Genomic DNA, 14,120 nt, shown 5'->3' with positions numbered 1-14,120 from the left:
TTGACTATCCATTTGGAATCGCTGCGCCTGAAGGCATTCCTGCTATGACAAAATGTCCGTAGTCTGGAATTTGGAATTGCTGATTTACCGCGGTTTTTCACCAGGATGGCCAAGACTCTCCCCTGCCTACCCGTGATGTAGTTTTTCACAGTTTGCGTAAATGCTAGAACCGCTACAGCGAGCTGGTTTTTGCCCCTGATATTATTACCCCCGCTGTGGTCACAACCTTTGATTTGCATACGGTTGCCTTGGGTAATAACAAAACAGATATTGGTTGTCTTGGGGCGCTAACGTTTCAGATTTCAGCTGCAACGGATCCGCTGATCATTAAGCGAACCAATGCGTTGACTAATTTTAGTGGCTACTGTGGCGTTGGGAATAACACAAATTTGGGTATGGGTATGGTTAGGGTGACCAAATAAACTGCTCAATCAAATAGGCCAAATGCCGCAGATCGACTTTATTTAATCGTTTCATGGAGTTACGGGCAACGATGCGTCGGCCCAAGGCAACCATGTTGATCCCTTGGGGCACCTCCACAAAGGACCAATCTACGGTGGTCCGTCGACCCAGGTAATAGTTCACTGTTTTTGATAGCAGCAGAGTCGGAGCCACCCCCGTTTGAATGAGGACCTGATCGGATGACCCGTTGACGTGAATCATCGTATGGGTTGGGGACGATAATTGGATGACCATGACATACCCGGAGCGCCACAGCCCTAACCGTTGACGATAGACCTCTACCTGTTCAATGTGACTCAGGCGATAGTGATTTACCTGTCGCTGACGTTTTCGACCCCGGGGAATTTCGTGGACAACGGTCAAGCGGTTAAATGCCTTATTGAAAATACAGGTGGCCACCTCGGGGTGGAGCGATGGCAAAAAGGGCTCCAACAGGATCAACAGGATGCCTGCCGCCATCAGTACGACCCAAAGCACCGGGGCCTGTCGATAGCCTAACCACATCACAAGGACTAAACTTAGTGTGCCTAGGCGGGCCAGGTTGGTAACACCCCCGGTAATGTGATAGCGACCTAAGTTTGAGAAGCGTAGGGCTAGCTCCTGTTTATTCTGTCGGAACTGTCTCACCTAAATTGATTTGACATCGTCAGTAATGTCACATGGTAGGGATAAATACAGTCGATTTTGGGGGGTTAGACTAGTAATCCACTGGGGTATACCTGGTAAGATAATTCATCTGTACTGTACGATGATGTCCGTTATACTGTCTCTTCTAACTCGTTGACTCGCTCCCTTTGACTAAGGTATCAAACTCTCTGTCTCTCCTTGGGTCTCATTACTTACGAATTTGAAGTTTTTAGCTGATTTGTCCAGGACCAAGCCATGTTTATAGTTGCTAAGGCACCTTCATAAATTGTCTGATTTAGATCTTCTCGGTCTTGAGCTGGGTCATAAAGCTCGCAATCAGCTTAGTGCTAAAGATCGGGCTGTTCATAGCTGGTACCGGTTTGTTTTGTCTTTTCCCCCTCACTTGGTCAGGCATTATTTACAGCACTTTCAGGCTACGGAAAAGACTGTTGTTTTAGATCCGTTTGCGGGTACGGGTACCACCCTGGTGGAGGTGAAAAAGCTGGGTTTAAGGGCCTTGGGTATTGAGGCTAATCCCATGGCTCATTTTGCCTGTTCCGTAAAGCTAGATTGGTCTCCCTTGGCTGAGCCCCTCTGTCAGAAGGCTGAGACCATTGCGGGAGTGGTCCGTGACGAACTGGCGTTAATTCCTAATCTGTCCCCTACCCTAGCGCCGAAAGCAACGGCTCTACTGTTCAAAAATGCCATTAGTCCCTGGCCTTTGCAAAAAGTATTGACATTATTAGGGCACATTGATCGGGCCTGCCAAGGCTCCCAGGGGGAATGGCACCACTATCGTCTGGCCTTGGCTAACTCTGCGGTGTTTGCGAGTAATCTACGGTTTGCGCCGGAGGTGAGTGTTGCCCGCAAGCATAAGTCAGATGCCCAGGTAATTGACCATTGGTTAGGTCAGGTCAAGCTCATGGCTAAGGATTTGCAGGCTCTCAACAAACTATCTGTAGCTCACCAGCCTGCGGTGGTTAAGCTGGGGGATGCCCGTCAACCTCAGCTGCACGTTGCACCGGGCTCTGTGGATGTGGTGATCACCTCTCCTCCGTATCCTAATGAAAAAGACTATACCCGCACCACTCGATTGGAGTCGGTGTTACTGGGATTTTTAGAGGATAAGGCTGGCCTTCAGGCGGTTAAGCACACCCTGGTGCGGTCTAATAGTCGCAGTGTCTATCGGGATGATGATGATGATCAGTGGATTCAAAATTATCCTCGGATTTTAGAGATTGCCCATACCATTGAACAACGGCGGGCAGAATTGGGTAAAACCAGCGGCTTCTCACGACTCTATTCTCGGGCTACGACGCTTTACTTTGGGGGTATGGCGCGGCATTTGGCTAATTTGCGATCGCGCCTCCGCCCCGGTGCTCAGTTAGCCTATGTTGTTGGAGAACAGGCTTCCTACCTGCAGGTCCATATTCCCACCGGCTCCCTCCTAGCGGCCATTGCCCAAGATCTAGGTTACGAACTGATGGGCATTGATCTGTTCCGCACGCGTCGGGCCTCTAAAACCGAGGTAGATCTGCGGGAAGAGGTTGTTTTACTGCGCTGGCCCGGTTGACGTTGAAAGCTGTCCCAGGCTTTAAAGCTTCCTAACCCGTTGGCCCCGACTCCATTTTTCCTAATCGGCCTGATCCACACTGGCACCATTCCCAGTTTGACCCTAGTGCCCCGCCATCAATTCCTGTTAACGGGCCTTGTCATGTCCATCAGCCTGTAGCTCTACTCGCCGTCTTTCAGTGGGACCATCAGTAGGGCCAGACAATCTATTCACATTTACCCAGACTTACTACATCGAATAGCTCAACACTAACGGCTCTAAATTAAGCGCATCGGGGGCACAAAAGTCCACTTCTAAAAAGGCGATAATATCCTTCGGTTGAGGATTTCCCCGATTCCGCCCGGTCACCCCAGCCGCAATCATTACACCGCAACAGCCACCACTTTTCAGTTGCTGTTTCTCCCATTTATCCAAGGCTTTGCGATGGTGCTGTTCAGCAATATCGTATTCGTGGAACAGATGCAGACTGCGATCCTCCGTCTGCCAGATGCCCAATTGAAACGTCAGTTGGTTAAACGGATCGTGTCCAGGATTAAAACACATGGCCCGAATGCCGCCCAATCCCTCAAGGCGCTTAATCAATGCCATGGCCTTGGGGCGTGATGTCTGAATGATCACCACGGGCCAATCGGCATTGGAACCATCGGCCCTGGAACTATTAGAGTTGCCCGAGACCAGAGGCTGATAATAAGTGAGGGTAGTTTGCAGTTGAGTCAACCGCTTCCCAGATAGCTTAGTCAGCAGAATCAACGCTCCATCGGGGACCAGATCATCGTGGAGCACAGGCATGCTAGTCATGTCCCCATCCGCCTCCAACATTTCTTCAGTCTCAGCCATTAACTTAGCTGAGACCTCCGGCAGTGACATCACCTTCACGGCACATTGCTTAGGGCTAGCCCCCGCCATTGGATTGGGCACCCGGATGATTTTTTCCATGGGTTCCAACACATTGAGACCATCGGGTGCGGCAGCAAAAAATTGCTGTAGGGCCTCTAAAACCACAATCAGGCTGGTGGCTTCAGCCTCATCGAGGTTATGGCGCATGCCTTCGAGGGGGTGAATGCTGCCAAATTCATAGTCATCGGGTTCCGGCTGCCGAGGTCGTTCCACCCCATAATTGAGAAAAAAACAGTCCTGGTCGAGAAACACCTGCTGCAGTCCCTGGGATGACATATGGTCGCTATTCAACACCCGTTCACGAAATTGCAACAGGGAATCCAAACTGCGATAGAACAACAGCCCATAGTCCACATCCGCCATACCCAAAATAGAAACATAGAGGGTATCCAGATCCCAACGATTCACCTCCACCGCCAGCAGCTCCTGTTCACTGAGGCGATACCAAGGAGCTTGATGCCAGAGCGCCAGAGCCTTTTGACCAAGCTGCTCACCATAGGCCTCGGGCAAAGACGGCAAGGGGGCACTGATGTGGGACAGCAAATGATCAAAAATCTCATCTACCCAGGGCAACTTCGCCCCATACACCACATCAATGTCTAGATCCTGAAGTACGCCCCGCAAAAAGAATTGTAGCTCCCGATCGTTAACCACAATGCGATGGGGGCGACTGGGTTCCGCCGGTCCTTTGGGGTGTTCAATGGCTTGGAGTAAACACCGGGCTACTGCTTCGTAACCGCTATCAGCAGGCACCACCTCCACACTTCGCACATACCCCTGGTTGCCATCAATCCATAAAATACAATCCCGCTCGTCATCCTCCGATTCAGGCATGGAATAACGTCCACCTTCCCAAACGCTGCTGGTCTGGGGCAGTTTTTGAATACGACGGCGGGTAAACGGGCTCAATGGGGGCATGGATAAACTAGTTTAAGAGGGCTATGGCTATGGACCCAGAGTGGCATCTAGCGATCATCCTGGCTAGCCAATAGGAATGCCATCAATAGCCTCTATTGTGGAAAAGAATGAACCCATTGGCTACGACCCGATAGATTTGTTCAACTATTGCAGATATTAAAGCGAGTAACGCTGGCCACCAATGCCTGAGCTACACTAGACTAAAGCCTTACTCTAAACGTCAGTAACCCAAGCACATAACCCATGACCATGACCCAAGCTACCAAACCGCAACAGGGCATCATGATGACTGCAGCGGCCCTCACCCATGTCCTTGCCCTGAAAGAAAAGCAGGGGGATAACCTATGTCTGCGGGTGGGCGTGCGCCAGGGAGGCTGCTCTGGCATGTCATATCTCATGGACTTTGAAACGATGGACAACATTGGCGAACATGATGAAGTGTTCGATTACGAAGGGTTTAAGGTGATCTGCGACAAGAAAAGCATGCTCTACCTCTATGGCCTCATGCTGGACTATAGCGATGCCCTCATTGGCGGCGGATTTCAGTTCACCAACCCCAATGCGGATCAAACCTGTGGTTGTGGCAAATCCTTTAGCGCCTAGCTCAGGTACTTGGTTCTAGGTCTAATCCCATGGCGTAGCCTCAAAACAGCCCATTAGACAGCCCATTAGAAGGAAAGCGTATTCGTTGGAACAGTGCAACGGATGCGCTTTCCTTTTTGCTTGTTTGCTTGGGTTTGGGCTATTTACACCATGGCTAGATCAGGTCTCGATCACGTCTAGGGCCTATGGCGGCTTAAAATAGGAAGGTTTTTTATCCCTATTTTCCCCATGAGCCAAACCATTGACGAACAGTTTGAAGCAGGTCTGAACCGCTACCAGGCCGGGGAGAGTGTCGACACATTAATTCCCACCTTCAAAGAACTCTGTGAGCAGGCCCCCAAAAACAGCGCCATCTATACCTGTCTATCGTGGCTCTATTTACTGGCCGATAAGCCTAAGGCGGCCTATAAGGCGGCCCAGAAGGCGATTAAAATTACGCCCCAAGATCCCCAAGCCCATATCAATATGGCCATTGCCATCCTGGACAGTGGCCGTAAAGGGGTGCGGGAACATGTGGAATTAGCGACTCAACTGGTGATGTCCGTTGAAGAAGTGCAGGCAGACATTCGCCAGAACTTTAAAGAAGGATTAACCAGAAAACCTGATTGGGATAGCCTCAAACGAGTTGAAAAGTGGATTTTTGACAGCTGAAACCCTTATCAGATAGGCGTCTTTCTTTAAAGATTCCTTGAAGATCCCGGATGAGACTGTTTACAAAAAAACATGAATTTCTGTAAGCAGTCCTGGGGTAACCGAGGCTGCGAGCATCGTTTTTTAGGGGGTGTTAGCGGGCCTGCATCAGCTTTCTGTAAGGTTTATGGGGCAATGATCCCCGCGATCTTCAAGCTGTTTTTGTTGGTCAGATAACTTAACGCTCGAAGCAAAAAGGAACTGATAAGCTTGAGAAAAGGTTTCGATAAGGTTTTCTTTTTATTGGAACCCACCCCGTTGCAAGGAGCCTAAAAATGGATAAGCGTGCCGTGGAAGTAAAACCTGAAACCAGAAACCATAAGGGATTCTTTGTTCAGGATGGCCCCTATGAATTGATGTCAATTGAAAAGTCTGGTTGGGCTTTAATTTGTATTGACGAAGCTGTTTGTCACTACGTTGATCCTGACAATTTGCAAGCATCTCAAGCTCTTGATATGGATGCTATGTAAGGGGTTTGACCCCCATCTCATCTCACTGATAATCGGTAGAACTCAACTTTTATAATGTGGCCAACCTCCATGGGCTGGCCACATTTTTTTAGGGTTTGTAAGATTAAAACCTAGGATTGTCTGGTTTTGAAATGATGGTTAATTAGATAGAAATAATCGATTTTTTAACCCTTTATAGGGGTATTTAGACCATCCTGAGCGAACATATACATCATTAATAAACTTAATAAAACTATGTGTTTTCCATAGCTGTTTCTATAGTTATTTCTATCTATGGTTTATAGCGATTACCTGCCGTGAGGACTATGGGTGCAAAGCTATATCTAAATCACTCGGGCGGTTGCCTGAACGCTATCTCAAGGCGTGTCCAAACGGCTGGGCCAGGATGGATACGGAACAATTAAATCCTGAATATTGCTGAACATTGCTTCAGGTCCCCCAGGTTCGAGATAATAGCCATTGCCCAAAGCCCATATCCCTACATACCTCTGACATGAAAGATCGCCTGATCAACTGGCTCAACACCGCATTAATGATTAATCTCTTTTTTGTGCTAGCTAGCTTTGTCTGGTTTGTGACGGCATTAGTGGGGCGGGCGGCCCAGGTCAACTTAGGCTTTGACCTGTGGTATAGCCTATGGGACCCCCTGTTTATGCCCTCCATGGGCATTCTGATGGCAGGGGCCATTATCAGCGGCATCCTGAGCTGGGTGTCGCGTCGTTTTTTTGCTGGATAGAAAAATTTAATAAACCCGCGAATGCCAGCGCATCAGTACCTTGGCCAAGCGAGGGGGGTCGTGACGAATGGTGCCATTTTCGGTTTCGTGCATGACGTTGGCAATGACGATCCGTCGCCCCGAGGCAATAACCGCATCTCGATCAAATATCACCCGCTCTGCCCCTTGCTTTCGGTAACGTTCTAGGGCCGTTGGTGACGGTGATCGTTTTTGGATTAACACCGCATCAAATAAACGGCGGCCGCAGGCTCGATCAATCGCATGAATGTGCTCGGATACGCTGTAGTCGTCGGTTTCCCCGGGTTCAGTCATGATGTTGCACACATAAATGCGGGGCACCCGGGTGGCTGCGATCGCATCGACAATCTCAGGTACCAGTAAATTTGGCACAATACTGGTGTAGAGGCTGCCGGGTCCCATGATGATGTAGTCCGCTGCCTTGATGGCAGCCACAGCCCTGGGCAGGGCGGGGGGATCGGCAGGGGTACAGCCAATGCTGATGATGCGCCCCCGGGCCTTAGTAATATTCGACTCCCCTTCAATGCGGCGACCATCACTGAGTTCGGCCCAGAGTTTGACATCACTCAGGGTGGAGGGCAGCACTTCGCCCCGTACGGCCAACACTTGGGAACAGGCTGCAATCGCCTTTTCCCAATCACCGGTGACCTCGTTCATGGCGGATAAAAACAGGTTGCCAAAGCTATGGCCGCTGAGGCCGCTGCCGCTGCTAAACCGGTATTGAAATAGCTCGGTGACCAATTTTTCCTGGTCCGCCAGGGCCGCTAGGCAGTTACGGATGTCCCCAGGGGGGAGCCCTCCCATTTCCCGTCGTAGCCGTCCAGAGGAACCACCGTCGTCCGCTACGGTGACAATAGCGGTGATGTTGGCACTGTAGCGTTTTAACCCGCGCAACATGGTGGAGAGTCCGGTCCCGCCCCCAATCACCACGATTTTAGGCCCCCGGTTGAGTTTACGGTGGTTGGCGATGGCATCCCAAAGGCTTGCTTCCTGGCTGTTGGGCAGGAGAACCTCCGTAATGACCCCAAGGGTGCGGCTTTGGCCCCAGATGATTAAAGACACCCCGAATAAAATTGCTAAGGGGCCGCTAACATAGCGGGGAATGAGCCGAGTAATCTCGCGCAGCACCGTTTCCACAAACTGAACGGTAAAAAATACTGGGGTTAATTTGAGCCAAATCATGGTCCCCAGGCCCACGGTTAGAACTCCCACGGTGCTCAAAAACAACCAGCGTTTTACCAATAAACCTGGTAGAAGCCAGCGCACCCAGCGATTATGGACCGGAGTCAAATCCTTGGTTTCCTGCCATACAAAGCGAATATTTCGCTCAAAAAATTTCCTTATTGAACCGATCCATAAGAGCATAGGCTTGTCTCTCACGCCCTTTTCGTAACCATGGGTTATCTTGTCATAAGCTGTCCCCAGCCCGTTAGTGAGTTATAACAACTGCTCAATGCCATGTCTGTCCCAGAACCCACTGCGATTGTTCCCCCATCTCCCTGTGATGGCGATACTCCCATTGTTCAACTTCAGGGTATTTCCAAGCGATTTGGCAGTAATCAGGTGCTCGATCAAGTCGATTTAACCTTTGCACCGGGTGAAGCCGTCGCCCTGATTGGGCCATCGGGTACCGGAAAATCTACGATTCTGCGCATTATTGCCGGGCTGTTGCCCGCTGACCAAGGCAATATTTTCATTGCCGGTCAACAGCGCCAAGGTCTGATTGAAGATGCCGAGGATCCAGTCAATATCGGCATGGTATTTCAGCAGGCAGCCCTGTTTGATTCCTTAACGGTGCAGGAAAACGTAGGATTTTCCCTGTATCAGCACTCTGACCTATCGACGGGCGAAATTGGGGAGCTGACTAGACAGGCCCTGGCCATGGTGGGGTTGCCCGATATTTGCGATCGCTATCCCGCCGAACTATCCGGCGGTATGCGCAAACGGGTTAGCTTTGCCCGCGCCGTCATTAGCAATCCTCAGGAGGCCCAGGATAAGCCGACGGTCCTACTCTATGATGAGCCCACCGCTGGGCTAGATCCCATCGCCTCCACCGTGATCGAAGATTTAATTCGCAATATTCACAGCAATCGGGGCTGTAGTACCTATATAATCGTCACCCATCAGGACAGTACGATTCGACGCACCGCCGACCGGGTGGTCATGCTGCATCAAGGAACGGTGCAATGGATGGGCCCGGTGGAACAAATAGATCACACCCCCAATCCCTATGTAAGACAGTTTTTTAGCGCTGCCACCGACGGCCCCATTCGAGTGGCTAATTGATCCTGTCCAATGGCTCCTGTCCAATGGATCCTATGCAATGGAAATTTTCAATTGCTCCCGTTGGTATCCCCCCGTATAATTTCTCCCAGGGCATCTCGACTGGCTGTACCATCTACCGTTAACCCTTAGGAAACCATGCGTGCAAGAACCATTCGTGAAGGCTCTGTGGGGCTGCTTATTTTGGCCGGGGTAGTCCTATTTGGGGGATTGGTCATGTGGCTGCGGGGGGTAAGCTACGGCCAGAGCAGCTACCGGCTACTGGTGGATTTTGAAAGTGCTGTGGGGCTTCAGGAGGGTTCCTCCGTCATGTATCGAGGGGTGCCCGTGGGACAGATCACCAAAATTTCACCGGGTTCCGATGCGGTGACGGTGACCATCCAAATCAACCAGGGTGAATTGCGCATTCCTGCCCAATCAGTGATTAAAACCAGTCAGTCCGGCCTGATTGGTGAAACCACCATATCCATCCAACCGCCACTAGAGACCAGCGTGATTGATCAGGCCATCGCCAGTCCCATGGTAAGCCAGTGTAATAGCGCTCTGATCCTGTGCGATGGCGATCGCCTCGATGGTGTGGTCGGCGTCAACTATGAAGATCTTTTAGAATCATCCCAGAAAATTTCCGAAGCCTTGGCCGATCCAGAAATCCTGGCTGGGTTGCAGGACATCCTCGATAATACTCGCCAAATTTCCGGCAATTTTGTGGATTTAACCAAGGAATTCACCCTGGCGGCTGGCACTGCGCGGGAGGAGATCAAACCCCTGTCTGCCTCTACCCAGCAAACACTGCTTGCCGTGTCGGCGGCGGCCGACCAGCTAGAATCTAGTACCTTCACCACCTCTGCTCAGTTAGACACCACCCTGACCCAGGTCAATGCCATTCTGGCCACCAACCAGGATAATCTGGCCATTACCCTGGACAATATTAGCGCCAGCACCGGTCAGCTACGGCTGGCCCTGGATACCCTCTCTCCGGTAATTCAAGAAGGCACCCTGGTGGATAATGTTGAGCTGTTGGCGGCCAATGCTGCGATCGCATCCGAAGACCTGCGGGATATTTCCGCCAGCCTCAACACCAGCGAAAATCTAGTACTCCTCCAGCAGACCATCGAGTCGGCTCGGGATGTGTTCCAAAGTGCCCAAAAAATTATGGCGGATGTGGACACCTTAACCGGCGATCCAGCCTTGCGGGGCAATGTGCGCAACCTGCTCAACGGTCTATCGGAATTGGTGTCGTCCACATCGGAGCTGGAAAGCCAAACTGAAGTGGCCGAACAGCTGAACGAGCAGATTCAGATCGTGGAGAATTTGGAAACGATGCTGGCGGAAAGTGAATCTGATGCAGCACCTTCTGACGCCCCCGTGCTGAGGTACAACGGCGAACGCTATGTGACAGACTTAGCGACCGAACCCAAACAGTAGCGGTTCAGCATTATCACCTGACGGAATTAAGCTCTTGTCGCGGGTCCGCGGCTAGGTTACAGCTTTACAGAATTAAGCTCTTGTCGCGGGTCCGCGGCTAGGTTACAGCTTTACAGAATTAACTTCTTGCCGCGGGTCATAGCTGCGGATGCTATTCAGCTGTTCGTATAGGGCTCGCTCTTTGTCCGTGACGGTTTTGGGGGCCTTGATGATCACCGTCACCAATTGATCGGTACGGTTCTCCTTGGGTTTAGGCCAGCCTTTACCCCGTAGTCTTAAGGTCTGGCCTGAGCGAATGCCAGCGGGGATGTTCACATTCACACTGCCGTCGGGGGTGGGTACCTCAATTTTGGCTCCCAAAACAGCTTCATCAGGGGAAATGGGCACCTCGCACACCAGGTTGCTGTCCCCATCAAACTTGAAGAACGGGTGGGCCTGGACCTCCACCGTCAAATAAATATCCCCTCGCTGCTGACTGTAGGGGTTCATTTGGCCCTTGCCCCGCAGGCGAATTTTACTGCCCGGCTTCACCCCCGCTGGAATCTTGACTGTCAGGGCATCGCTGCCGATCCGAAATTTCTTTTGAGTGCCGTTAAAAGCATCGGCCATGGTCAGGGTAATGCTGGCTTCTTGGTCAAATTGGGTGCTGTTGCCAGGGGCGCTGTTGCCAGGGGCACTGCCGCCCCCTGTGGGGTCAAAGCCAAATCCTGGCGCCCCTGGCCCCGTGGACTGACGATAGCTGGTGCGGCCGCCGCCAGGAAAGCCCCCGCCGCCCAGTCCGCCCAGCAGCTCATTGAGCAATTCGTTGAAGCTGCCGTAGTTACTGAAATCAAAGCCGCCAAAGTCACCGGGGGTCGGGTTGGGTCGGGTTTGTCCCCCCTGTTGCCAGTAGCGACCAAACTGGTCATATTTACGCCGCTTTTCCGAGTCCGATAGAATCTCGTTGGCTTCGTTAATTTCTTTGAACTTGGCCTCGGCCACCTGGTCACCGGGGTTAACGTCCGGATGATATTTGCGGGCCAGCTTACGAAAGGCTCGCTTAATATCGTCCGTACTGGCAGATTTACTGACCCCGAGAATTTGATAATAATCTTTGAAGTCAGTTGTTGCCATAGCCCAGCTCCTTATTGCGATCGCAAAGTCAAAAAATCCTCTTGATTAGCCTAGCAAAGCTTTCGAGGGGAAAAGGTTCGGTATTCCCCCGTATAGGGCCAATCTTTTATAAAAGTCCAATCAAAAAAACCATAAAACCCTCATAAAAAATAAAGGTCTATACGGTTCCCAGATGATCCGGCGGCCAAAACCGTACCGTCGCATGGCCAATCACATTTTCCATAGGTAAAAATCCCCAAATATGACTGTCATTACTGTCGTTACGATTGTCTCCCATTACAAATAACGCATCCTCCGGCACCGTTACCGGATTCATTTCATAGTTGGGAGCAGACAAAATATAGGGTTCCGTCAGGGGCTGGTTATTGCGGTAAACCTGGCCTTGATGCACCGTTAGGGTATCCCCTGGCAAACCGATAATGCGCTTGATAAAGGCCTGTTCAGGCCGGTAGCCAACGGCCTGGAGCTGCGGTGGGGGCTCAAACACGACAATGTCACCCCGGTGGGGTCCATGGAACCGGTAGGAAAGTTTTTCAATCAGCAGCCGATCGCCGATGTGCAGGGTGGGGTCCATGGAGTTGGAGGGAATAAACCGGGGTTCCGCAATAAACAGTCGAATCACAACGGCAATGGCCACAGCGATAACCACCAACTTGGCATTAGACCTGAGCAAAGATTGGATTGACGTCCCCGCAGTTTTGTCAGCAGAGGATTTTTCAGCGGTCATCGCAGGTTCAGCGTAAAGTGCCTAGCAATTTTACCCCTTCTCTCCCACATAATCGGCCCGGGTCCCCCGGGCATCCATAGCCGCCCCCAGACTGGTCAGTGCCTGGACATAGGCCGCCGTTCGCATGGATGTTTGGTGGGTTTGGGCGATCTGCCAGATGGTTTCAGCGGCGGTCACCATCTGCTGTTTCAGGCGCTGATTGACTTCTTCCAGGGTCCAATAAAGACCGCTGCGGTTTTGTACCCATTCGAAGTAGCTCACGGTCACCCCACCGGCATTGACCAAAATATCGGGGAAAACGGTGATGCCCTTGGCATCCAAAATGTCGTCGGCATCGGCGCTAATGGGGCCGTTAGCCACTTCAAAAATATATCGAGCCCGAATGGCATCGGCATTGGCGGCGGTGATTTGGTTTTCCAAGGCGGCGGGAATCAGAATATCTACTTCTAACTGCAGCAGTTCTTCGTTGGTAATCACCTTGTGGTCCACCAAGCTGCACACGGTGCCATCGCAGTAGACCGCCTGGACGGCACGGGTATCCGCCTTAAACTGTTGGATGCTAGGAATATCCAGTCCCTGGGGTGTATAAATCCCCCCGTGGGAATCACTCACGGCAACGACGGCGTAGCCCGCATCAAACAGGAGGCGAGCAACAACGCTACCGGCATTGCCAAAGCCCTGAACCGCAACGGTTTGGGCTGGTTTATTCGCCTGGTCTGACGGCTGACCTAACAAATGGGCCATCATGGCTTCGAGTACATAAAAGGCTCCGGTGCCGGTGGCTGTCGACCGTCCCAAACTGCCCCCCAGGGCCACCGGTTTACCCGTAATCACCGCCGGACTACGCTGCTGGCGAATGATGCTGTATTGGTCCATCATCCAGCCCATGATCATGGGGTTGGTGTACACGTCGGGGGCCGGGATGTCGGTGTCGGGGCCGATGAAGTTTGCGATCGCATCAATATATCCCCGACTCAACCGCTCCAATTCAGCCTTGGACAGCTCCTTAGGGTTGAGGGTCACCCCACCCTTGGCCCCGCCGAAGGGTAAGTTCAGTGCTGCACATTTAAACGTCATCCAAAACGCCAAGGACTGTACCTCATCCAGGTTAACCTGGGGATGAAAGCGAATCCCTCCCTTGGTGGGTCCCCGCGTATCATCAAAATGGACCCGGTATCCCTCAAAAACCCGTAGAGAACCATCATCCATCCGTACCGGAATAGACACCTTCAGGCTCGCCTTAGGAGACTTCAACCGCTCCGCCGTATCCTCGGAAATACTGACATACTGAAGTGCCCGATCTAACCGGCGACTAGCATCAGTGAGTAAAGAGTTAGCCATTATTTCCCTCGTACGGAACCCGGCTATGATGCTATGCCCAATCGGTCCGTCATCGCCGCCAGAGTGCGGCGACTGTAATAAATCTCAGTAATATATTTAGTAATAAAAGTAATAACTGGACAGTGCGAAGTTCATCTCTAACTGGTGAAAGTCTCTAAAAAAGAACATCCCAGTACCCAAACGGTCTGGAATGTCCGAAACTGGCTGAAACCATTACAATCAGCCAGTTCCATTATG

Annotated in this window: 14 protein-coding genes; 8 read left to right on the top strand and 6 right to left on the bottom strand. The window is 51.5% G+C overall.

The genetic code is table 11. The features are described 5' to 3' along the window. Positions 1-215 precede the first annotated feature (215 nt). On the top strand, positions 216-422 hold the full coding sequence (cas6, locus tag VB741_RS11020; protein ID WP_323365226.1) for a CRISPR system precrRNA processing endoribonuclease RAMP protein Cas6: 207 nt from the start codon (positions 216-218) through the stop codon (positions 420-422). Here cas6 and VB741_RS11015 read toward each other — a convergent pair. After that, positions 406-1,089: a hypothetical protein gene (locus VB741_RS11015; RefSeq protein ID WP_323365225.1), complete on the bottom strand. Its 684-nt coding sequence runs from the start codon at positions 1,087-1,089 to the stop codon at positions 406-408. The genes cas6 and VB741_RS11015 overlap by 17 nt on opposite strands. Before the next feature lie 385 nt (positions 1,090-1,474). Between VB741_RS11015 and VB741_RS11010 the strand changes: the two genes are divergently transcribed. Next, the gene (locus VB741_RS11010) at positions 1,475-2,662 is read left to right on the top strand and encodes a DNA methyltransferase (RefSeq protein WP_323365224.1); all 1,188 of its coding nucleotides are present in this window, start codon (positions 1,475-1,477) and stop codon (positions 2,660-2,662) included. 228 nt (positions 2,663-2,890) lie between these two features. Here VB741_RS11010 and VB741_RS11005 read toward each other — a convergent pair whose 3' ends face one another. Further along, complete coding sequence (locus VB741_RS11005; protein WP_323365223.1) at positions 2,891-4,477, bottom strand: DUF6930 domain-containing protein; 1,587 nt, start codon at positions 4,475-4,477, stop codon at positions 2,891-2,893. A 249-nt stretch (positions 4,478-4,726) separates the two neighbouring features. On the opposite strand from VB741_RS11005, the gene VB741_RS11000 reads away from it, so the two are divergent. The 4 genes from VB741_RS11000 (at position 4,727) to VB741_RS10985 (ending at position 6,976) form a co-directional block, all read left to right on the top strand. Continuing rightward, the gene (locus tag VB741_RS11000) at positions 4,727-5,080 is read left to right on the top strand and encodes a HesB/IscA family protein (RefSeq protein ID WP_442786337.1); all 354 of its coding nucleotides are present in this window, start codon (positions 4,727-4,729) and stop codon (positions 5,078-5,080) included. Between the two features lie 228 nt (positions 5,081-5,308). Continuing rightward, positions 5,309-5,731 (top strand): hypothetical protein, encoded by a 423-nt coding sequence (locus VB741_RS10995; RefSeq protein ID WP_323365221.1) that lies wholly within the window; start codon positions 5,309-5,311, stop codon positions 5,729-5,731. Between the two features lie 314 nt (positions 5,732-6,045). Continuing rightward, entirely contained in the window at positions 6,046-6,240 is a 195-nt protein-coding gene (locus VB741_RS10990) for a hypothetical protein (RefSeq protein ID WP_323365220.1), read from the top strand. A gap of 493 nt (positions 6,241-6,733) precedes the next feature. Continuing rightward, positions 6,734-6,976, top strand: a complete 243-nt coding sequence (locus VB741_RS10985) for a hypothetical protein (protein ID WP_323365219.1) — start codon at positions 6,734-6,736, stop codon at positions 6,974-6,976. Positions 6,977-6,982: 6 nt separating this feature from the next. Here the strand turns inward: VB741_RS10985 and VB741_RS10980 are convergent, their stop codons facing one another. Next, positions 6,983-8,359: a gluconeogenesis factor YvcK family protein gene (locus VB741_RS10980; protein ID WP_323365218.1), complete on the bottom strand. Its 1,377-nt coding sequence runs from the start codon at positions 8,357-8,359 to the stop codon at positions 6,983-6,985. Between the two features lie 93 nt (positions 8,360-8,452). On the opposite strand from VB741_RS10980, the gene VB741_RS10975 reads away from it, so the two are divergent. Beyond that, positions 8,453-9,280: an ABC transporter ATP-binding protein gene (locus VB741_RS10975; protein ID WP_323365217.1), complete on the top strand. Its 828-nt coding sequence runs from the start codon at positions 8,453-8,455 to the stop codon at positions 9,278-9,280. A gap of 135 nt (positions 9,281-9,415) precedes the next feature. Further along, positions 9,416-10,702 carry an MlaD family protein gene (locus VB741_RS10970; RefSeq protein ID WP_323365216.1) on the top strand — a complete coding sequence of 429 codons (1,287 nt, stop codon included), beginning with the start codon at positions 9,416-9,418 and terminating at the stop codon, positions 10,700-10,702. Between the two features lie 102 nt (positions 10,703-10,804). Here VB741_RS10970 and VB741_RS10965 read toward each other — a convergent pair whose 3' ends face one another. From VB741_RS10965 to VB741_RS10955, 3 genes are all read right to left on the bottom strand, one after another. Beyond that, a complete protein-coding gene (locus tag VB741_RS10965; RefSeq protein WP_323365215.1) occupies positions 10,805-11,815 on the bottom strand; it encodes a J domain-containing protein in 1,011 nt (336 codons plus the stop codon). Between the two features lie 157 nt (positions 11,816-11,972). Further along, the gene (gene lepB, locus VB741_RS10960) at positions 11,973-12,542 is read right to left on the bottom strand and encodes a signal peptidase I (protein ID WP_323365214.1); all 570 of its coding nucleotides are present in this window, start codon (positions 12,540-12,542) and stop codon (positions 11,973-11,975) included. Positions 12,543-12,572: 30 nt separating this feature from the next. Then, complete coding sequence (locus tag VB741_RS10955; protein WP_323365213.1) at positions 12,573-13,883, bottom strand: Glu/Leu/Phe/Val family dehydrogenase; 1,311 nt, start codon at positions 13,881-13,883, stop codon at positions 12,573-12,575. Between the last annotated feature and the right edge of the window lie 237 nt (positions 13,884-14,120).

This window comes from Leptothoe sp. PORK10 BA2 (genome assembly GCF_034932105.1).
In the GTDB taxonomy this organism is placed as follows: Bacteria; Cyanobacteriota; Cyanobacteriia; order Phormidesmidales; family Phormidesmidaceae; genus Leptothoe.
This window is presented reverse-complemented; position numbering and strand designations above follow the sequence as displayed.

Coding starts and splice junctions, on each gene's coding strand:
- VB741_RS11005 (WP_323365223.1), bottom strand. CDS start 4,477: ATGCCCCCATTGAGCCCGTTTACCCGCCGTCGTATTCAAAAACTGCCC.
- VB741_RS11000 (WP_442786337.1), top strand. CDS start 4,727: ATGACCCAAGCTACCAAACCGCAACAGGGCATCATGATGACTGCAGCG.
- VB741_RS10995 (WP_323365221.1), top strand. CDS start 5,309: ATGAGCCAAACCATTGACGAACAGTTTGAAGCAGGTCTGAACCGCTAC.
- VB741_RS10990 (WP_323365220.1), top strand. CDS start 6,046: ATGGATAAGCGTGCCGTGGAAGTAAAACCTGAAACCAGAAACCATAAG.
- VB741_RS10985 (WP_323365219.1), top strand. CDS start 6,734: ATGAAAGATCGCCTGATCAACTGGCTCAACACCGCATTAATGATTAAT.
- VB741_RS10980 (WP_323365218.1), bottom strand. CDS start 8,359: ATGCTCTTATGGATCGGTTCAATAAGGAAATTTTTTGAGCGAAATATT.
- VB741_RS10975 (WP_323365217.1), top strand. CDS start 8,453: ATGTCTGTCCCAGAACCCACTGCGATTGTTCCCCCATCTCCCTGTGAT.
- VB741_RS10970 (WP_323365216.1), top strand. CDS start 9,416: ATGCGTGCAAGAACCATTCGTGAAGGCTCTGTGGGGCTGCTTATTTTG.
- VB741_RS10965 (WP_323365215.1), bottom strand. CDS start 11,815: ATGGCAACAACTGACTTCAAAGATTATTATCAAATTCTCGGGGTCAGT.
- lepB (WP_323365214.1), bottom strand. CDS start 12,542: ATGACCGCTGAAAAATCCTCTGCTGACAAAACTGCGGGGACGTCAATC.
- VB741_RS10955 (WP_323365213.1), bottom strand. CDS start 13,883: ATGGCTAACTCTTTACTCACTGATGCTAGTCGCCGGTTAGATCGGGCA.